The sequence below is a fragment of the Bradyrhizobium sp. 154 genome (assembly GCF_023073875.1).
Classification (GTDB): Bacteria; Pseudomonadota; Alphaproteobacteria; order Rhizobiales; family Xanthobacteraceae; genus Bradyrhizobium.
The window spans coordinates 59,399-79,871 of the sequence record NZ_JADPKG010000051.1 but is presented as its reverse complement, the minus strand read 5'-3'; the positions used below and the strand labels follow the sequence as shown (position 1 = coordinate 79,871).

Sequence of the window (20,473 nt, the reverse complement as noted above, 5' to 3'; positions counted from 1 at the left end):
CCGACAAGTCTGAGTTGGCAGCTGACTTAGACGGTTGCGTCCTACAAGGGATACTTTCCCAAAATTACCCAGATGCTGAGTTCGGGCGCCGCGACCAATGCGACCTCATCTGGAATAATCACGATCGGGGCAGGGCCGCGCCTCATAAGGTCGAAGCAGGACAGTTCCAGTCATCTCCAAAATGCTGAGCGAAAAACACCGCGTATCCACGGACGACGCTGGGATAAAGGTCTATCGCTCCGATCTCATCGGCAAAGGCTGCCGCAGAGCCGGAATGACCTCGTGGGATTGCTCATGCCCTGCATCGGAAGAGAAATGTGAAGCGGGTTATGGCATGAGCTACACCAACGCAGCCTTTAGTTTCTGGTGGACCCGCTGGAACAACAACTACGAAGTCTTCGCAGCAGATGGCTGGACGCCCGATGATTGGTGCGGCCTTTCTTGCAGGCGGCGAACACTGCGAGGACCATTCTCGGATCCTATTATCTGTTCGAGGCGCATTGAATGTTCTTGATGACCTGAGCGAGCCCAAAGACATCTGACCGTCAAGAAAATCCGCTTGTTGGACGCCTGCTCATGCCAAATGCAAGGAAATACGCCTATGGCCGCCTCTTCCCAGTCGCACCGGCTTTCACAACCGGAGTTCTTGCCCTTGAGGGGCAGCGCCGCGTGCTCGAATGCATGATCGACGAGCGCGCCGATGGATCTGCATTCTGGCTCATTGTCCCGAGCAGTTTCTGTTTTCGGAGCAGGAGTGCGATATATCGGTTGATTTGTCCCTGGCTCATGTGGGTAGTCGCAAGGCGGTCATGATCACATGCAAACATTTCAGCACGCAATTTGCAATCGAGCGCGTCCGCTATGCGGCCGCGCGTGGCGCAAGCCTTCTGATGCTGATGCCGCCCTACCACGGCGTGAGCCTCAACGCAGACGCGCCCTCGATGCTCGATCGTTCGGCCGTATCGCAGATACAGCCAAGATTTCGATCCTGGTCCTGAATGCGCTGCTCAGTGGCGTGACGTTAACAATGTCCTTTCTGGTGCGCCTTGCCCGGGAGATGCCGCGCTTTAGTTATTTCAATATCGAGGTGCCGTTTGCCGCGGCGAAGCCGCTGACGTTGACTGATGCCGGAGGAGAGGCAATCCTAAGCCCATTCGACGTAGAGGAAGACATTTCAATGATGCCAGTTCTCGATGCTGATGCGAGCGGGACGATACCGGGCGCGCTGCTTCTTGATCTATTGCGTCCAGTGATCGATCATCACACGACGGGACGCAGGCGGGAAGCCGCCCTGCCTATGGAAGAGTGCTGTCGTTAGTCGGTTTTGAGAGCCGCCAGTGTGGCCTGCGCGCCGCCACGGGCGACGACGTGACATAGCTGAAGGAAATTCACCCCGCACTAGCTGGAGGTCAATCCTATGTCCTCCATTGGTGACGCTAAGCCGCCCACATGTCCGCTCCCGAAAGGACTACGTTCAATCAGCTGCCAGGGATCAAGAGAGATGCCGTACAGACAAAGTCACCTCCACCAACAGCGCCGTGAGGAAAAGAGCTGTAGCGGCTTATTGGAATTAGGGGAGGCGACGCAAGCCGACCGGGCGCGCACAAGGCCGGAATCGGTGGTTGGCTGTCGCCGATAAGGTTTTGAGCCTTTCAACTCGTCAGTGCGCGCATTGTCGGCTGAAGACGTGCATTCGTAGAGGTGCTAGGGAGAAGGTTTAGAGATGACCGGGACGCTCAATGGCACTACCTCGCATGCCTGGAGGAGGCGGTCGCGCTCGAGAGTCCGCAATGCAGCCACGGAAATCGACAAAATCGATGCTCGTCTTCTTGATCTCGTTCAACGCAACAATCGCCTGAGCAGTGAAGAACTCGGCGCGAAAGTTGCCCTATCTGCATCCGGAGTTCAGCGCCGACTTAAGCGCCTACGAAAAGAGGGCGTGATAGAATCAGACGTCTCAATCATTTCGCCAAGGGCGATCGGCCGAAACGTGACTATGCTGGTCCTCATTTTCTTTGAGCGCGATCGAGCCGACATCATTGATCGCTTTAAGCGGGGGATCCGCACTATGACGGAGGTGATGAGCGGATTTTACGTCACGGGCCAAGCTGATTTCATCCTGTTGGTGACTGCAAATAATATGGAAGAGTACGAGCATTTCACCCGACGCTTGATAAATGAAAATCCAGATATAAAGCGCCTCGAGACTGTAGTTGTTCTGGACCGAGTCAAAGCCGGTTTCATTTTACCAATGGAGTCGTTGGCATGCTGGTGACCAATCTCGCCGTGACCCTTAACGGCCTCATCTTGGATCAAGCATAATCTCTTTCCGCGCTGTGAGAGCGGTAACGACCATCTCGCACTCTCGGCCTGGGTCGATGCGGTCCGATTAAAATGAGGCGGCTTTCCAGCACTTCCATCTGGCTCGGCGCATGCTCCTCAACAGCAATGTCCGAGGCTAACACTATGAGGCCGCGCTTGTTGTGCGGTTTCGGACTGCCGAACAAGTCAGGTCAGGTTCAAGACGCCTTGCGCGATCGACAGGTCGCTGATTTTTCTGGCATAATCAGAAGCTTTATTCAGCAAGGCGCTGGTACGGGATTGCTGCAAGCGCTCGTCAAGGACGAGCGTCAACGCAGGCTCGCAAGAGCGATCTCTCCTTTTGAACCCGGACTGGTTCGAATGGCGCGCTACTTATCGGTTGATAGGAAGATTGATACAATCGCGCTCCCAAAGACGGCATGGGCAGTTCGATCACGTCCCAGAATACGCCGGCAGCAACACGGGCAAAGCTCTAACTGACGCGGGCGTCGGCGGCGTCGAGAGGCCAAAAAATTGAGGTGGGAGACGATCGGAATATCGGCTGAGTGAGGACGGGTACCCCAACTGGCGACGTCGCTCCGGCTCAGCACCTCTATTAACTTCCTGGAAGAGTGCGGCACCTGTGAAGACATGGACGACATCTTGTGCGAACCGTCGACATACGTCGACTACAACGGCATTTGCGATCTGATTCGCAAGTTCAAAGCGCAGGAGATGTAAATCGCGATATTTGGTGAGAGGATGGCAATGTATGCCGGCAGCAGCATTTCAAGAGGCATTCCGAACCATGCCAGCTCTGGTGTCGTGCAGCTCGGCGGTCTGCTCTGCAGACCGAGAAGGAGGCGCATGGGCCGAGAAACGCTTGTGAGTGCCGCTCTGTTGAGCTCTCTTTCCTTCTCGTCCACGGAGCGTTCTCTCCCGTTTCTGAGGTTCAAATGACGCGTTCTAATGCTTCTCCTTTCAAACTGCGCGAGCATCCAGAGATAACAGTCGGCGAATCCTTGACTTACCAATACCGGAATTGGGCCCCCTATCTCCCTCCTGTGCAAACCACACGGAGACCAAGCCGACTTGGAGGGCAAGCGACAGTTGGGTTGTCGCAGATTAGAGCCCGACATTTGCGCCGTACCGGCATTCATAATGAGGATCCGCGGCATCAGCGACCTCGGGGCAACGTTATTCGACCGAAAGGCGCCGAAATGATCAACTCGCAGCTGCCGTGTTCGCATCGACGCGGTGACGCGTGGGGTTTTCGCGGCCCTCAGCGGCCACGCCTACGGGGCAAAGGAAATGCCAAACCCGATCGAAATCTTCAGTCGCCGTCGTTGTGCTGGCTTGATCGTGTAAGCCCCTTCAGCGCGAAATGCTGGATCTTGCCCAACGCCGTTCGTGGCAATTCTTCCGTGAAGAAAATTTCGCGCGGCACCTTAAAGCGGGCGAGCTGCGAGCCTGCATGCGCCATTAGTGCTTCCGCGTCAACTCGAACCCCCGGCCGCCTGATCACATAAGCGATCGGCACCTCATCCCAGCGCGGATCGGGTCGACCGACAACGGCGCAGTCTGCGACATAGGGATGCTCCATAAGCGCGCGCTCTACTTCCGCCGGGTAGATATTTTCTCCACCGGAAATTATGAGGTTCCTTGTGCGATCATGAACCCAAAAGTATCCATCGGCATTGCGGCAGCCGATGTCACCGGTGAGATACCAGCCATTGTGCAAAGGCTCGCGCGTTGTTTGTTGAGCGCCCCAATACCCGCTGAAGACATTGGGGCCTCGTACGGCGATCTCGCCCGGGCTGCCTGCCTGCAACTTGTTGCCGGTATCATCGAGAATAGCCGCTTCGCAGCATAGGCCGGGCAAGCCGCTCGAGCCCTTACGCGTAAGATCGCCGCCGAGCCTCGTATAAACAGCAATAGGGCAGGTCTCGGTCGAACCGTAAACCTGCAGCACTGGCACCCCACGTGCGACAAAGCGTTCGATAAGGTGCTGCGGGACCATCGTTGAACCGGTGCAAATTGCCTTCAGTGAGGAGAGGTCCGTCGTCCGCCACTGAGGATGGTCGGTTAGGAATTGCATCGTGGTAGGCACCAACGCAGCCAGCGTAGGTCTGTCGCGTTCGATCGCAGCAAGCGTCGCCTCGGGCGTAAATCGCGTGTGAATGGTGACGGTCGCGCCGTGATGCAGCGCCGGCGTGGTCTGGATATTCAGGCCGCCAACGTGAAACAGCGGCAAGACTGTCAGGACATGATCGGTCGAGCCGAGGTTATGCATGTGCTGACTCATAATTCCATTCCACAGCAACGCGTCTTGACGCAGCACAGCGCCTTTCGGCCGCCCTGTGGTACCCGAAGTATAGACAATCAGAAGCGGGCAAGACAGGTCCGTGTGCTGATTGCGATCGTCGCCTCGGCCCTGGTCTACCAGGCAGTCCCACTTACTCCCGCCGAGAGGCGAAAAGTCCAAACCCGCAACAAAGGTTTCGGGCAATTGCCCCGCCAGAGCTGGTAGCAGCGCATCAAAGGCCTGTTCTAGAACTAGCACTTTGGGACCGGCGTCGGAGAGGATGAACAACTGTTCCGCGACCGTAAGCCGCCAATTTAATGGAACGAGCATTGCGCCGAGTCGCGCGCAGGCATAGAGCAGGGCCAGGTAGTCGGGCCGGTTGAGGCCAAGGATCGCGACGCGGTCGCCTCTCTCGATGCCGAGCTGATGTTTTAGAGCACGAGCGATTTGCTCGATCCTTTGAGTGAAGGCGGAGTAGCTTAGGGTGCCCCCGTCGAAGTGGATCGCGGGTTTGTCGGGAGTAAACGACGCGTTACGCTCAATCAGTGTGCAAAGATCCACCTTTGTCCCCCTTCGCTCAGGTTCGCTACGTACTTGCAAAACTGCTTAAACCCCTGACTTCCTGAGTCGTTCGGAAGCTCTCGATCGCGATCAGATCGCATCGGATGGCCTTCCCGCGAGCAGTCAAGCGATCTCAGTCGTAAGCATACGGTCTTGACGACGTCATCAGCCCGGGATCGATGCAAATCTCTTTAAGCGTAAAGACGGAGGCGCTTCGTCACGGGCTCCGTTTTGTCCGACAGCGCTGAGGTGCATCTGCGCGTAGTGATAAGCGCACCATGACGTTATCTTCTTGAGGTTTCCGGCTTACAGGCTCACCGCACATATAGGAGATCTGGAATCTTCATCTTTCAAGCCGACTATGGCTCGGCATTGACCTTCAGTGTGGTCGACCAACAGAACGTTCTTGGTACCGTCGGGTTTTTTCATCGTGCTGCCCCGAAATGCGAAGCAATCTTTCGCGATTGTCGCGCCGGTCTAGCCGCCTAAGCCGATTGGAACCATCGGAGGTCGGATCGACCATCCTGCATTTCCGAGATGACGGCGCCGTGCGAGCTCCAATCGGGCTGAGCGAACACAACCGAAAACTCCTTTTCAACTGATCTCCACTGGTGTCCCGACCCGGGGAGGAACTCGGTTTCCAATCTGCAATAGGGGGAGCCGCACAGCGTGGTAGGGGTGACGTTGACGTCCTCTGAATTGACCAGCTCTCCAGCGATGTGGATCAGTGAAGGCATATGGTGCTGGCCGTAGATTGTTGAGCCCATCAGGACCACGCGCGAGCCGCACTGTCGCGATGATCGAGTTATGACGGTGCGGTGCGATTCTGACATGCTCGAACATTCGCAATCCTTATCTCGACCAGCCCGAGACTGATGTACCTTGAGATCGTACAATTTAACCTTACGTGCGATTCAAGCCCCTTGGTGTTGTCGCTGGATCAAACTTTTCCGAGGCTCACCGGGCAACGCCGATAGGAAAAGTGGAAGAGCTCGCGGTGCCAAGCTTAAATTACTCGCCGCAACCGAGAAGTACACAGTACCACCTCTTCTGCACTCGACTCTCACGCCATAGCGCGCCTTTGTCCCGCCAACGCAATTCATGCGATGCACCCCAGCTGCGGCGCCTGCCCTGAAAAAACGAGCTGCGTGAATGCGCGAGCGCGCCGCCGTACGGCGGCAAATGGCCTGGCAGCTATCGCGTCACGCAGCAATCATCGCAGCGTCTGATAGAGCCGATGCTATAGCCGCCCACGCGGTTCAACTAACGAAATGTAGAGCTGCTCATAGTGGGTATGCGCGCCCTTGCCGTCACGGCGAGGCCGTCGAGTCTTGCGGTACGCGACGCGGTAAAATCGCCGCCGGAAACGCCGCCGGTGAAGACGTCGACCAAATCGAAGCCGAGCCCGGCGGCAAGGGTTTGGCATGATCGAAGAGCGCAGCTCCGGCGCTTCACTTCTCATAGGGGGCGCTCCTGCTCCCGTCGCTTCGAAAGCGGGGCTGCTGCGTCTGTGACGCAACCGCGGTAAGCGCCTCGACGTGTGGCAGAGGCAACTCGCGCTTTGCGCTTGCAATCTCTTCGCGCTCGTTGGCTTCGATGTTGGTGTTAAAAATGTCGTACATCGGCCGTGTCAAGCATTGGAGATCGCGATCAGGTGTTTCAATCGCGCGGCTGCCGCACCGCTATTAAGGGATTCGTGCCCAAGGGCGACGCCGTCCTTCAAGCTGCTTGCGCGGCCGGCCACGATCATTGCCGCGGCGGCGTTGAGAAGAGCAACATCGCGGTACGGACTTGGCATGCCGTCGAGCACGCTTTGCAGCGCGATTGCATTGGAATCGGCGTTGCCGCCCCTCAGCGCCTCGTTATGGCAGCGGGCGAGGCCCGCTTCTTCGGGGGTGACTTCGAAGGTGCGGATCGCATCTCTCTCTAGCGCGGCAACAAACGTCGGCCCGGTGAGGGTGATCTCATCGAGTCCATCTGAGCCATGCACCACCCAGACGGACTCAGCACCAAGGTTCTTTAACACCTGCGCCAAAGGCTGCACCCATTGCCGCGAAAACACTCCGACGATCTGCCGCTTGACTCCGGCCGGATTTGCGAGCGGGCCGACTAGATTGAAGATCGTGCGGGTCCCAATTGCCGCTCGGATTCGGGCGACGTGGTGCATAGCCGGATGACGGATGGGCGCAAGCATGAAGCCGATGCCAGCTTCGTGCACACAACGAGCAACGCCTACAGGCGGGAGGTCGACCTTCACGCCGAGGCGGGCCAAGACGTCAGCAGCACCTGATAGTGAGGACACGGCGCGGTTGCCATGCTTGGCCACAGGAACGCCGGCCCCGGCGACGATGAATGAGGCGCATGTCGACACGTTGACTGAGCCCGAAGCGTCACCGCCCGTACCAACGATGTCGACGGGATCGGGGGGCGCACTGACCCGGAGCATTTTGCTCCTCATGGCCGAGGCTGCGCCGGTGACTTCTTCTACGGTTTCGCCACGTACCCGCATCCCCATCAATAATCCTCCGATCTGGGAGGATGTCGCCTGGCCCGACATGATGATTTCAAAGGCTGTTGCGGTCTCCTCGCGGGTCAGCGTGGCACCTGTAGCAACTTTGCTAATGATCGATTTGAGGGCGTTCATTGCTCTACATGTGCTTAGTCGTTCCAAGTGGCCTCATTCGAAACGGGCGTTAGTGGGGTCATGCAGCTCGGCAACCGGTCCGGCTCGGACCGCGTATGCGTTGTCGAGGCATGCGTGGTGTCAGCTTGAACGTCAGTCGGCTCTGCAATCCTACAACCTGACGCTACGTAAGAATCAAGCTATCCATGGCGTTCACTTGCAAAGGAGCAAGTGTTCTTTGCTCGAGATCAGATCAGACGATTGGACGGCAAGACGGTGGATGGTCCATAGTCGAGCATGGCGGGATAACTTCTTCTGCACCCAGCCCGTCGTGGAATAGTTGACTGAGATCGGCATGATGGCTTGCATGTCTCCTCCCAGGACTGTTATCGTCGATGATGAATGGACCCAACAATTCATCAGTAGGGCGCACCTTAGATCTTAATGTGACTGACGCGTCCGTTGGTGGATCAGAGTCAGCAGGGCGGCCCGCGCTTGCATCAATCGCGAACTCCAGATCTCGATGGCTTCGACCCGCAGGAGCCTCGCAATACACTACGCAATGCTAGAAGTGTAACGAGCAGATCATCTCGAGTGTTACGCAATTTGCGTAGTCCCCACGCGAGGTTCGATGCGCGGCCAATCAGGGCTATGCGACCCCAGCTCGGTCTACTTCGGCGCAACCCGTTATCCTGATCGACAACGTGGTCACCGAATTCAACGCACCACTTAGAAACGGGCTGGTCTAATTTGACCAAGGTCGCGAATTCGAGTTCTGCCCGGAATGTGGACGACACCAATCTGGCTCATGCCGGGGACAGGACGATGCGTCGATTTGGACCCAGCTAGGGAGTAGAATCTACAGAGACGGACGTTCGACTCCTGCCGGCTACATTCGGAATACGCCATAATGGGGCGCTTCGATGGGAGCATTCAGCGAAGCGCTCAGGGCGATCGCGAGTGCACTTCGGGTATCGACTGGATCAAGAATTCCGTCGTCCCAGATTTCGGAGGTTGCATAGTAGGCGCTGGATCGTTCCCGATACTCGTCGAGAAGGGGACCTCGAATAGCTGCCAGCTCCTGCTCTGCGAGCCGCCCACCGTCACGGGCCAGTTGTCTGGTCTTAACGTGGGTCAGCACACCTGCCGCTTGCTCGGCGCCCATCGCAGAGATCTGAGACTGCGGCCAGGTGAAGACGAACCGAGGATCGAAAGCACGTCCCGCCATAGCGTAGGTACCTGCTCCGTGCGAGCTGTTGCAAACGACCGTAAATTTTGGGACCGACGCTCCCGAGACGGCCATGATCAGCTTGGCACCATCCTTGGTTATGCCACGGCGCTCGTATTCGCGGCCGACCATGAAACCCGTCGTATTCTGCAGGAAGAGCAGGGGCGTCCGGTTCTTGTCGCATAGTTGGATGAAGTGAGCGCCCTTCAGCGCACTTTCGCTGAGCAGCACGCCATTATTTGCAAGAATCCCTATTTGATATCCATGAAGCCGCGCGAAACCGCACAGCAGGGACGTGCCGAAACGCGGCTGGTATTCGTGGAATCGGCTACCATCGATCATGCGGGCGATGATCTCCCGCATGTCGAACTGCACTCGAGGGTCCTTTGGAATAATGCCGTATAGTTCCGATGCGTCGTAAGCAGGGGGCTCCGGGGCGGCTTGATCAATCGGAGTCTTCGCGGGACGATGGAATCGGGCAACGATATCACGTGCGATCGCAATGGCGTGCATCTCGGAGCTTGCGGAATAATCGCTCGTGCCCGACACGCTCGTATGCATGTGGGCGCCCCCAAGCTCCTGTGCCGATACGTCTTCACCGGTAGCAGCTTTCACGACTGGAGGGCCACCGAGAAATATAGCTCCCGTATCCTCGACCATAATGTTGAATTCGCTAAGCGCCGGGACGTAGGCCGCTCCCGCTGTGCAATGACCCATTGCGATCGCGACCTGCGGTACTCCCATCTTGGAGAGAATGGATTGGTTACGGAGGATCCGACCCGCGAAGTAGCGATCGGCGAAGAACTCTGCCTGAAAAGGTAGGAATCCTCCGGCGCCGTCGCACAAATGAATCACTGACAGACGATTCTCGATTGCGACGTCCAAGGCTCGCACTATCTTCTTGACAGACAACGGATACCATGCGCCGCCCTTTACGCTTGCGTCGTCTGCATGAACCATCACCTCGCGACCCGCGACGATCCCGATGCCGACGACCTGTGCCGCGCCGGGCACTTCGCCGTTATAGGCCTTGTTAGCGGCCAGCGTTGAAAGCTCGAGGAACGGAGTTTTTGGATCGAGCAAGGCGTCGATCCGATCTCGTACAAACAGCTTATTTTGACGTCGAAGGCGCTCGAGCTCCCGGTCGGGCCGCTGGAAGCGGACAGCACGTTGCCGCTCCTTCAACTCGTCAGCAAGCCGCCTGTTGTGGAGCTCGTTTTGACGAAAGTCTTGCGAATTGACATTCGCCCCAGAAGCGATTCGTAGCATTTCAGCGCCCTTCTTTCGATAGCGTAATCAGCACAGCATCCCGCTCGAAGCTCTCCCCTTCTTTGAAATGGATTCGATCGACTACGCCATCCTGTGAAGAGCGAATAATAGTTTCCAGCTTCATGCTCTCAATCATCATCAGCGCCGCGCCTGCGGATACCGGTTGACCAGGCGAAACCGCGATCGTAACGACTACTCCCGGCATCGGGGCGCGGGTCATGAGCGAAGTTGCTTCTTGGTTCACGCAAGCGAGCGTTCGCAACGGGTCGCTGTAGCGCAAAACGCGCATCATGCCACGGATGTGGACGTGGATCAGGTCGCCTTCGATGACGAAGCGGACTCGTTCGGTCTCGCCGGCAATGGTCAGGACACCTGAATTCTCGCCGTATTGGGCAAACGCGACCGGGGAAATGACTTGGTCGCGCAAGTGAAGATGATAGGAGCCGGATTGGCAGGGTGAAAGCCATAACTGATGGTCGACGCCATCAACCTCGACGGAGTGATACACGTCAATTTCTCCAATGGCCGAGCGAAGCGTGAAGCGCGGGCACGGCATCGGCCGATTCGCGCACTTGTCGGGTAAGGAGAGCAGCTGATGCCAAGAATGCCGGTAGGCCGGTAGCAGAGTCACCAGCGGCAATGTGCGGGTTTTCCTCCAGATATCCCGTATGAAACTGTCCGCGGACAAACGACTCGTCGGAAAGGATGCGGGCGAGGAAGCTAGCGTTTGTCTCGCAGCCGAGAAGAATGACCCCCTGAATCGCGTGATTGGCCGTGGCGGTGGCCAATGTGCGCGTCGGCGAATGCGCGATGATCTTTGCGAGCATGGGATCAAACGCAGTGGTGATTGGCTGACCCTGCGTGATGCCGCTGTCAATCCGTACCCCGCTCGGATACTCGAGAAGAAGTACTTTGCCGGACGTCGGAACATAGCCTCGTTCGGGGGCTTCAGCGTACAGCCTTACTTCGATAGCGTGGCCGTTCGAAACGATATCTGACTGAGCAAAACCAAGTTCTCGGCCCGCGGTGGCATAGACCTGTTCGGCGACAAGATCGATGCCGGTGATCATCTCAGTCACGGGATGTTCGACCTGTAGGCGCGTATTCATCTCGAGAAAGTAGAATTCTCCTGCATCGAAAATGAATTCAACGGTTCCTGCGTTCTGATAATTCGCGGCGCGTGCGATACCGACCGCGGTCTCGCAGACGCGTTTCCGTAGTTCTGGCGACAGCGCTGGCGAGGGCGCTTCCTCGATGATCTTCTGGAAGCGGCGTTGCACCGAGCACTCCCGCTCAAACAGGTGTACAATGTTCCCAAAAGAGTCGCCGAGTACCTGCACTTCGATATGCCGCGGGTTCTCAATGTATCTTTCGACGTAAAGCCGGTGATCCCCAAAATACCGTTGCCCCTCAGAGCGAGCCTGCTCAATCGCGCCTTCCAGAGCATCGACGTCGCGTACAATCCGCATGCCCTTGCCGCCCGCGCCCCCTGACGGCTTTACCAGCAAAGGGGTTCCAATTGCACGCGCCCTGGAGACGAACGTCGCTGGATCGTCCTCCTCAATTGCAGATGGGGCCACTGGAAAGCCGTTCGACTGGACGAAGTTGCGGGCCCGAATTTTATCGCCCATCAGTTCAATAGTTTCGGGTGCGGGGCCGATGAACGCAATGCCGGCCTTTATCACGGCCGTGGCGAATTGAGCCTGTTCGGAAAGAAATCCATAACCTGGATGAACAGCGCCGGCGCCCGCCTTGTGAGCGGCGGCGATAATTTGTGCGATGTCCAGATAGGCCGCGATCGGCGTGTGACCGCTGATAAGAATCGCTGTGTCGGCCATGGAGACTGCCGGGCTTTGCGCATCGACCTCGTGGTAGACAACTGCAGAACGAAGGCCCAGCTTTCGCAACGTCTTGATGATGCGGGCGGCGATCTCGCCTCTGTTGGCGATAAGGACGGTATCGAAAGGCATTGTGTGCATTCATATCCAAACAAACAACTCAAACGAGACTTCCGTCACTTGGGAGCGGTTGGTCCGCTTTCGATGGCTCCGCTCGCTTATCTGTTGACAGTGAGTCGGCATCCACCGCGCAATTTATTACCTTGCGGCTCGGTTTGGGGAGCGCCGCGCGGGGACGATCGAGGGTGCAGGATGGTTCGTAGTACGTCAATTCGAGTCTCGTTTTTCTTGCGGTATCGCCAATGGAAATCACCGTTCGGCGGCTGATCTCGCGCACCCGCCGACTCGAGCACAGAGATGCCGTTGCACAATAAGAACTACTGCACAGCAGTTGGCTTTGGGACGCAAAAACCAATGCGTTCGTTGTGTGCGCGTCACGATATCTCTTTAGGTCGGTACGTTGCGGTATTGGTGTTCCTGCGCAAGGCACAGTATGGCCTGTCTATAGGAAAACAGACCGGAACCGTTCAAGTCGTTGGTGGCTCGGAAGCGTTGCTTTGTATGCTAGAACCGAAGGCTGCGATTTGTTGACGATTTACAATCAGCATGCCGATGTGGTCGTAACGCGTGTTGTCTTGCCGGACTCGACCTCGCAAGTTTGCCTGGTTGCGGACGAGCTGATCGAGCAGTTGCACGTCGACAAGGCACTAACGTCTTCCCGACGGCAAAAAAGGCCCGGCCTCATTTTGGAAGCCGGGCGAAGTCAGTCTGGGAGGAGCGACGCTGCTACACATCGCCCCGACCGTCGGCAAGGGAGAGTCGCCGCCGGCTCATTTACGGCGAGCGTTCGCCGCAAATTCGAAATACGACAAGGTCGTTATGCCATCGTCCCACACCCTAGGAGTAGCTTACGTTCGTTTGTCAGAGGTCGCGATCTCATTTCAAGATCGTACAATGTGACGTTACGTGCGATTCAAGGCCTTTCAACGAAATGATCGCACAGTTTTGTCCAAGCTCCTGGCTTCCCGGAAGTAGCCAGGTCCGTACGTAACGCACTATCCATTCTGTCTACGGGTGGGGGCTTGCCCCGTGTGTCAAACGCCATCCGGAACCGCCCACTTTGCTTCATGAAGAACTGCCCCCACCATCCGGATTATGATCTCGGTTGAAGGTTGTTTCCGCCGGTGACGGGCCGGAGGGAGGCGGAGCCGACCGGAGGGCCGTCACCGGCGGTCGGCGTCTTGGCGAGGCCGCTTTTGCGCTTGGCGCGGAGCCGGTAGCTGTCACCGCGGATCGTCAGCACATGGCTGTGGTGCAGGAGCCGGTCTACGCGCATCATTTCCTGTTTGGGCACCGGCTTGAGGTGCTGAAGGAGCGGTCGGGGCGCGGTCCCGCCCACGTCGTTGTCGCGCTGCCGGACGGACGGCCGCGGGCGGTTCGGATGGCGTCGACGGATCTTGCCGAGAGCCGATCACTTCCCGCCCGAACGCCGTCGATCTGCCGCGCATCAGTGCACGTACGCTGATCCCATTGATGCAACATTTGAGCGCGAGTCTCAGCCTTCTCGACGAGAAGGTGATTCGCGATGACCCACCAGGTCGCGTTGCGTATCGACCACTGCCGACGTCGGCAAATCCACCCGGCCGCCCGACGGCCGACATTCCGCGCCTGTGGCCGAATCTGTCGACCGCGACGCAAACCCAGATCGCTCAAATCCTCGCCACGCTGCTGCGGCGAATGCAAGCGGTTGCCGGCACGCCCGGAAGGGGACTGAGCCGTGCACCGAGCCAAGTTGGCCTATGTCTACGTGCGGCAGTCATCCGTGAACCAGGTGCGCCAGCACCAGGAGAGCACCGAGCTGCAGTACCGCCTCGTCGATCGTGCCATCGGTCTGGGCTCGCCGCCGGAACGTGTCCAGGTCATTGACGAGGATCTGGGCAAATCCGGTGCTGGCGCTGTGGATCGTCATGGTTTCCAGAAGCTCATTGCCGAGATCGGCCTTGGCAACGCCGGTCTTGTGGTGAGCCTCGACGCTTCTCGCTTGGCCCGCAATAACCGGGATTGGCATCAGCTGCTCGAACTGTGCTCGGTGTTCGGCGTGCTCATTGCGGATGGCGAGCGGCTTTACGATCCGCCCGCCTACCACGACCGCCTGCTGTTGGGCTTGTCCGGCATCATGAGCGAGGCGGAGCTGCATCAGCTTCGGATGCGCCTTCACCAAGGGGAACGCCAGAAGGCGGCGCGGGGCGAACTGCGGCTGCCCCTGCCAGCCGGGCTCGCCTATGATCGAGCGGGCACAATTATTCTCAATCCTGACGAGGAGGTGCAGGCCCGTCTTCATCTCGTGTTTGCTAAATTCCGGGAACTGCAAAGCGCTCGCGGTGTGATGAGGTACTTGGACAGGAATGGATTGTCCTTGCCGGCTCGACCGCTGCTTGGACCATCTCCACACGAGATCGTCTGGCGTGCGCCAGATAGTGCACGCGTCCTTAGTATCCTTCAAAATCCAGCCTATGCTGGGGCGTATGTTTATGGCCGCCGGCAAAAGGATCCGAGCCGATGCCGGCCGGGATCGCTGACGGGAACGGTCAAGGTGGCGATCGCGGATTGGGCGGTTTGCCTCCACGCCGCCCACCCAGGCTATATCAGCTGGGAGGAGTTCATGGCCAACCAGGGGCGACTGGCAGATAACATCTTCCGCTATGAGGCAGGACACTCTGGCGTACCGCGCAAGGGGGCAGCCCTGTTACAAGGAATTGCGATTTGCGGCCGTTGCGGACGGCGCATGAGCATGCGCTACACGGGCCCGAATGCCGACTATCCGGTCTATTGCTGCCGCTCGGATCGGGACCAGCAAGGCAGTGCACTATGTCAGGAAGTCCGGACCTTGGCGGTTGACGCGCTGGTCGAACGGATGCTCCTCGATGCCCTGGTGCCGGATCAGATTGAGATCGCACTCGCGGCGGCGGGCCAACTGGAGCAAGAGAGCCGTCAGCTCGAGCGTCAGTGGGCGCTTCGCGTGGAGCGCGCCCGCTACGAGGCCGAGCGCGCCCGGCGTCAGTATGACGCCGTCGAGCCCGAGAACCGTCTTGTGGCGCGCTCACTTGAGCGGGCTTGGGAAGAGAAGCTGCGTGTCGTCGAGACGGTCGAGCAGCAGCATGCGCGTTGGCGCGCGCAAGAGCCGCTTCTGATTGGCCCGGCGGAACGCGCAGGGCTACAAGCGCCGGCGAGAACCTGCCGCGGATTTGGAATGCGGCCACCACGTCGGCAGCCGATCGCAAGCGCATTCTGCGATTTGTCATCCGCGAAGTCGTTCTTGATCAGAAGCGGACCCGAGGTCAAGTGTGGCTCAAGATCGTCTGGCAGACCGGCGCAACCAGCGAGCATCACGTACAACGGCGCGTTCACACCTACCGCGATTACATCGACATTGATCGGTTGCGGCGACGGATCGTCGAGTTGAATGCTGAACACAAAATGGATGCCGAGATCGCGGCGATACTCCAAGGCTTTGTCGCGGCCCGAGGCTGCGCCTTCAAAGGCGAGAACGTCTGGGTGTTGCGTACCCGCTGGGGCATTCCCACCGTCAAAATCAACGGCATAGACAAGAACCCAACGCGCTGGCCCGACGGGAGCTTCTCGATTCAGGGCGCAGCGGCTGAGCTTGGAGTAACCCCGCAGACGGTGTTCGATTATCTTGCGCGCGGAATGCTGGCAGATCGTCAGTTAACCAAAGGCCAGCCATGGCAGATCGAGCTCTCAGACGAACAAATCGGTCGGCTGCGCAATCGGATACGACGTACCAAGCGTTCAAAGACGGAGGCATCATGAAGTCATCGGCTCGGCAATGACATCGTGCCATTGCGACACGGGCACCTGAGTCGTGATCAACAGCGATCCCTTGTCGTAGCGATCGGTTGAAGCTGGCTTCGGCATAGGTGTAGTTCGAGGCGCCGAGCACAGCGACGAAGATCTGCATGCTGCGCGCCTCGCCGCTGAGCCCGTCAACCACCTCCATGGTATGGCCGGAATAGTCGACGAACAGCTTCTCGCCGGCGACATGGACCTGGCGCAGGATCGGCTTGAGGCGGCCGGTCCACTCCTTGTCGCGTTCGCAGAACCACGCATAGCTGAAGCTGTCGGAGTTTGCGTCGCAATACTCCTCCCACAACAGCATCAGCGTGACGTTCGGGCGCCGCAGCTCGCGATGCACGAGCGCCCAATCCGGATGCGGACGCTCGTCGCTGGGCCGATCAGAAGGCGGCGGAAACAGGCGGTTCTCGAGCTGGACGTCGTCATCCAGCTCCGGCGGCAGCGGCCAGGTTAGACCGGCGCGGCGGGCTCGGTTGAGGTACTTGCTGACCGTGCCCGGGCCAAGCCCAGGCTGCGGGCAAGGGCGCGTTGCGACATGCCGACGCTGTAGTGCAGGCGTAGAACTTCACGGATGTGGCGCATGGACAGTCTCTCGGTCGGCATCTCGATCCTCTGCGGTTAGGCAAAAGACCAAGCTACCCGGGTTGCAGACTGTCAGCGGCGCGCGCTTCCTAATTGCCCCGATCGCATCGCTGGAAATAGCGATCACCATCCGCTGGAAACGGTGATCACGATGCTCTGGAATGGGTGATCACGATGCCCTGGAATCCGTGATCACGATCGGCTGGAACACGCAGCAATACGCCCAACGACTTGAGTTGTCGGGCGTGTTCGTGAGACGTCACCGTCTAGATCACGTCTCAACAATCTCCGTTAGCTCGGCCACCCCTCGATGATTCGAGCCTCCACGCTCCGGCCGCTCTCAATCGAGTATCGAGGATGAGCATCGCGAGTGCTCTGGGCGCCTGATCTGTCCCACCTGATGGCCGCCGCTAACGTGGTAGCCCTGCGCCAAATCCCGTCCGGCTGGTCCGGGTGCGACCATAGCCGTAAAGCGGATGAACGCCGTAGGGGTAACGACAGTCGCGCCAACGATCGCGAAAGAAGCCCCAGTGCTGTCGCGTCGAGCCTGGTTCCCTCAACGCAACTTGTCGATTCGCCAGAGTTTTGGCGTGGAGTGGATCAAGCCGGCCAGCCTCCCGCCGATAGCTGGAACACAGCGAACTTCTGGCAGGATTTGTCGTTACCCGCCCATTCGCCAGTGCAAAGCGTCAATCCGCCAAGCCCACCATCATGGGAGCCAAGCTTCGGGACATCGATAGCGGATCGACCGGGACCCTCAACGCAACTTGTCGATTCGCCAGAGTTTTGGCGTGGAGTGGATCAAGCCGGCCAGCCTCCCGCCGATAGCTGGAACACAGCGAACTTCTGGCAGGATTTGTCGTTACCCGCCCATTCGCCAGTGCAAAGCGTCAATCCGCCAAGCCCACCATCATGGGAGCCAAGCTTCGGGACATCGATAGCGGATCGACCGGGACCCTCAACGCAACTTGTCGATTCGCCAGAGTTTTGGCGTGGAGTGGATCAAGCCGGCCAGCCTCCCGCCGATAGCTGGAACACAGCGAACTTCTGGCAGGATTTGTCGTTACCCGCCCATTCGCCAGTGCAAAGCGTCAATCCGCCACCATCATGGGGGCAAAGCTTCGGGACATCGATCTTCGCGCCACAGTACATGCCGCCAGCGCAAGACTTAGGAGGATTCGTCCCTCCGAGTTGGCAACACGGCAATCAACCGGCGCCGGAGAACCTCCGGCGCGGAATGCACTGGCATAACGTGCTGCCGAGCCCGGACCGACCACAGACCCACATCAGGATTCATGATGTGCCCTACACGGCCACTCTGGGGCGATCAGGCAAGCAGAACGACATTCACGTTTTCCTGGAATAGGGAGGAAAAGATCGAGCAATAGATGATAACGTCCGTGAAGAACCCAAAGAGCTATCGCCCAAAGTTGGTGACGGCGGGAATCGGAAAGGCGGCATATCGTGGGGGTGCTTGACGCCTCCACTTCTCCACCGAAGGAGCGATATGCCTTGTCCAACGATAACGTCATCCATCTGATTCAGCCTGGAATCTTCGACGATCAACTCACAGAGTCTTGCGCAATGGGGCGCGTGTCCTGCTTGCCCAGGCGGTCTAGGCCGAGGTTGCAGACTTTCTCGGCCAGCATTCCGATTTGAAGACCCGGGACGGCCACCAGCGCGTCGTCCGCTACGGTCACCTGTGCGCATTTCGCCGATGGTGAGCAGCGGCTTTGACCGACATGGTGATTGGTTCAGGGGTTTGGGTTGACGCCAAGAGTTTGGTTGCGGGCGTTCTGCTTTCGCATGCTTTCTCCGGAGAGTTGGAGGCGGTGAGCGTTGTGAACGAGGCGATCCAGGATGGCGTCGCCGAGGAGCAACGCTGCGGTTCGACGTGATCAGCATGTCGCCGGTTTCGTAGCGCCGGCTCACCAGTTGGAAGAACAGATGCGCCGCGTCAGGTTTAAGTGGTGTGTTTCGGCATGGAATAAGGACCCCGTTTTCGGGGTGATCGGCATCCAATCGGGGCTCTGACGCAAGTTTGGTGCAGCGCCGACTATTCGGCACCGATCAGTCTAGCTTGAAGCAGGTCGATTTTGCCGCGGCCGTACATTTGACGACGAACGAGCTTGAGGCGCGTGATCTGACCTTCAGTCTGTCCGTTGGACCATGGTGAAGTGATTGCCGCCCGTACCGCCGCCTCATCCTTCGCGACGCCGCTGGCGAACGAGGCGACGAGACTGGCGCGGGCGCGCTCGACCCATGGGGTGATGCCTGCCTCGGTCTTGCGCCGGATCATCAGGTGGAATTCGGCGATGATCTCGCGTGCCTCAACCAGGGTTGGTACGCCAGCTTCGATCGCCGCGACCGTGACGGTCTCCGCTTTCGTGAGTAAGTCTCGGCCGATGGTCATCAAGCGCGCGATGGTCCTGGCCGACGGAATCCTCTGAAGGCTTCGCGCGTCGGCCTTTTCAGCCCGTCGTCTGCGGGTTGCCCACTCGCTGATGACGCGGAGCGAGCCTCGGAAGCCATGCGCCGTTAAACCACGCCAAAGTTCAGCTCCGTTGCGACAGCCAGATGCCCACTGATCGTCGAGCCACGGCAAATGCAGATCCAACGAACTTTGCCTGGTCCGGAAGACATCGTTGCGTTCGCCGCGGATCACCTGCCGTACGAGCTTCCTGCTATGGCCAGTCTGGCGCATGATCTGCTTGATGGGTACACCGTTCTTCGACAGAGCCAGGATGGCCGCATTGGTCTCCTCGCGCCGCAAATAACCCTCATATTGGAGGCGCTCGGCGGCTGTTAGTAGCTTGGATCGATCGTGGTTGCGCCGATGACGGTGCGTATCTGGCGCATCGATTTGCGGACGGCATCAAGGAAGGCTCGGCTGGCGTTCTCCATTAGATGCCAACGGTCCGCGACCTGTACCGCGTGCGGCAGGGCCTTTGCTGCGGCTTCGCCATATCCCCCGCCGCGATCGCGAGCGACGACCGAGATCGAGGGATGAGCAGCCAGCCAGGCTTGGGCGGTCGCGGGCTCACGATCCGGCAGCAAGGTGACCACCCGGCGCTTCTCCAGGTTGCAGATGATGCTGGCGTATCGGTGATTGCGCCGCCAGGCCCAATCATCGATGCCGATGACGTTGAGAGGATCGGCCGGCGAACAGCTGCGGCGTCGGACGACACGCAGGAGCGTGTCCTTGCTTACTGGCAGCATCAGCCGTTTTGCGAAGCCCGCCGCCGGTCGGCCGCCGAGCGCCAGACCCAGGTGATGGACGATAGAATCCAGCCTCGCCGTTCGTCGCGCCGATGGAGCCAATATCCCATCAGCGAAACGCTCAGTGAAGATTTGGCGTCCGCACAGGACGGCGTCGCAGCGGAAGCGGCGGGCGATCACCAGGAGCTCTACGACCCGCCCGGATAGCGGCAGATCGGTCACGCGCCGCCGATACCGGCTATGGATACGCCGCGAAACTGTCCCGCATGATGGACACCGGCCGACACTTCCGGACGTCCGGACCGTGATGACGGCCTTATCACCCTCGTAGCACGCACTCTCTACAACAAACCCACGCGGCACCAGACTGGAGCGGTGGAGTGCTTGCTGCACGGCGCTGATTCTCCCCAATCAATGCGCCAGAGATCCCTCGAACTGCATCAAAAGTGAGTCAGAGCCCCTTTTGGATGCCGATAGGGGGTCCCAGTCGAACGCCGATTGACACTCTCGAGCCCGGCGAACCAATGCTCCTGCTCTCGGCCCGGAACGCACGCACATTGGAGCCGTCGCGAGTGTCCAAGCGTTGCCACGAACACGAATGCCTTGACTTTCGC

Annotated in this window: 11 protein-coding genes and 5 pseudogenes; 5 read left to right on the top strand and 11 right to left on the bottom strand. The window is 58.8% G+C overall.

Annotated elements, in window-relative coordinates; translation table 11 throughout:
• The first annotated feature begins 817 nt into the window (after positions 1–817).
• Entirely contained in the window at positions 818–1,318 is a 501-nt protein-coding gene (locus IVA92_RS13370) for a hypothetical protein (RefSeq protein WP_247277999.1), read from the top strand.
• Positions 1,319–1,723: 405 nt separating this feature from the next.
• Positions 1,724–2,275 carry an Lrp/AsnC family transcriptional regulator gene (locus IVA92_RS13365; protein ID WP_247277998.1) on the top strand — a complete coding sequence of 184 codons (552 nt, stop codon included), beginning with the start codon at positions 1,724–1,726 and terminating at the stop codon, positions 2,273–2,275.
• A 233-nt stretch (positions 2,276–2,508) separates the two neighbouring features.
• On the opposite strand, the gene IVA92_RS35755 is transcribed toward IVA92_RS13365, so the two are convergent.
• From IVA92_RS35755 to IVA92_RS13330, 8 genes and pseudogenes are all read right to left on the bottom strand, one after another.
• Entirely contained in the window at positions 2,509–2,634 is a 126-nt protein-coding gene (locus IVA92_RS35755) for a hypothetical protein (RefSeq protein ID WP_256464600.1), read from the bottom strand.
• Between the two features lie 1,000 nt (positions 2,635–3,634).
• On the bottom strand, positions 3,635–5,167 hold the full coding sequence (locus tag IVA92_RS13360) for an AMP-binding protein (RefSeq protein WP_247277997.1): 1,533 nt from the start codon (positions 5,165–5,167) through the stop codon (positions 3,635–3,637).
• Between the two features lie 1,240 nt (positions 5,168–6,407).
• Positions 6,408–6,633, bottom strand: a pseudogene (locus IVA92_RS13355) (M20 family peptidase); the annotation flags it as partial.
• A gap of 164 nt (positions 6,634–6,797) precedes the next feature.
• On the bottom strand, positions 6,798–7,811 hold the full coding sequence (trpD, locus tag IVA92_RS13350) for an anthranilate phosphoribosyltransferase (RefSeq protein ID WP_247277996.1): 1,014 nt from the start codon (positions 7,809–7,811) through the stop codon (positions 6,798–6,800).
• Between the two features lie 868 nt (positions 7,812–8,679).
• A complete protein-coding gene (locus tag IVA92_RS13345; protein ID WP_247277995.1) occupies positions 8,680–10,287 on the bottom strand; it encodes a carboxyl transferase domain-containing protein in 1,608 nt (535 codons plus the stop codon).
• Position 10,288: 1 nt separating this feature from the next.
• Positions 10,289–10,795, bottom strand: a complete 507-nt coding sequence (locus tag IVA92_RS35995) for a biotin/lipoyl-containing protein (protein ID WP_247277994.1) — start codon at positions 10,793–10,795, stop codon at positions 10,289–10,291.
• A 1-nt stretch (position 10,796) separates the two neighbouring features.
• Positions 10,797–12,257, bottom strand: a complete 1,461-nt coding sequence (locus tag IVA92_RS13335; RefSeq protein ID WP_247277993.1) for a biotin carboxylase N-terminal domain-containing protein — start codon at positions 12,255–12,257, stop codon at positions 10,797–10,799.
• Between the two features lie 1,081 nt (positions 12,258–13,338).
• A pseudogene (locus IVA92_RS13330) lies at positions 13,339–13,515 on the bottom strand (ATP-binding protein); the annotation flags it as partial.
• Between IVA92_RS13330 and IVA92_RS13325 the strand changes: the two are divergent.
• Entirely contained in the window at positions 13,489–13,710 is a 222-nt protein-coding gene (locus IVA92_RS13325) for a hypothetical protein (RefSeq protein WP_247278048.1), read from the top strand. The pseudogene IVA92_RS13330 and the gene IVA92_RS13325 sit on opposite strands and share 27 nt — an antisense overlap.
• Before the next feature lie 267 nt (positions 13,711–13,977).
• Complete coding sequence (locus IVA92_RS13320) at positions 13,978–15,648, top strand: recombinase family protein (protein WP_247277992.1); 1,671 nt, start codon at positions 13,978–13,980, stop codon at positions 15,646–15,648.
• 129 nt (positions 15,649–15,777) lie between these two features.
• Here the strand turns inward: IVA92_RS13320 and IVA92_RS13315 are convergent, their stop codons facing one another.
• Positions 15,778–16,398: a hypothetical protein gene (locus tag IVA92_RS13315; RefSeq protein ID WP_247277991.1), complete on the bottom strand. Its 621-nt coding sequence runs from the start codon at positions 16,396–16,398 to the stop codon at positions 15,778–15,780.
• 1,706 nt (positions 16,399–18,104) lie between these two features.
• On the opposite strand from IVA92_RS13315, the pseudogene IVA92_RS13310 reads away from it, so the two are divergent.
• A pseudogene (locus tag IVA92_RS13310) lies at positions 18,105–18,343 on the top strand (IS256 family transposase); the annotation flags it as partial.
• A 51-nt stretch (positions 18,344–18,394) separates the two neighbouring features.
• On the opposite strand, the pseudogene IVA92_RS13305 reads toward IVA92_RS13310, so the two are convergent.
• Positions 18,395–18,514 (bottom strand): annotated as a pseudogene (locus IVA92_RS13305) (ATP-binding protein); the annotation flags it as partial.
• A 182-nt stretch (positions 18,515–18,696) separates the two neighbouring features.
• Positions 18,697–20,252: pseudogene (locus tag IVA92_RS13300) on the bottom strand (ISL3 family transposase).
• Positions 20,253–20,473: the final 221 nt, after the last annotated feature.

Coding starts and splice junctions, on each gene's coding strand:
- IVA92_RS13325 (WP_247278048.1), top strand. CDS start 13,489: ATGGCTGTGGTGCAGGAGCCGGTCTACGCGCATCATTTCCTGTTTGGG.
- IVA92_RS13335 (WP_247277993.1), bottom strand. CDS start 12,257: ATGCCTTTCGATACCGTCCTTATCGCCAACAGAGGCGAGATCGCCGCC.
- IVA92_RS13345 (WP_247277995.1), bottom strand. CDS start 10,287: ATGCTACGAATCGCTTCTGGGGCGAATGTCAATTCGCAAGACTTTCGT.
- trpD (WP_247277996.1), bottom strand. CDS start 7,811: ATGAACGCCCTCAAATCGATCATTAGCAAAGTTGCTACAGGTGCCACG.
- IVA92_RS13370 (WP_247277999.1), top strand. CDS start 818: ATGCAAACATTTCAGCACGCAATTTGCAATCGAGCGCGTCCGCTATGC.
- IVA92_RS13365 (WP_247277998.1), top strand. CDS start 1,724: ATGACCGGGACGCTCAATGGCACTACCTCGCATGCCTGGAGGAGGCGG.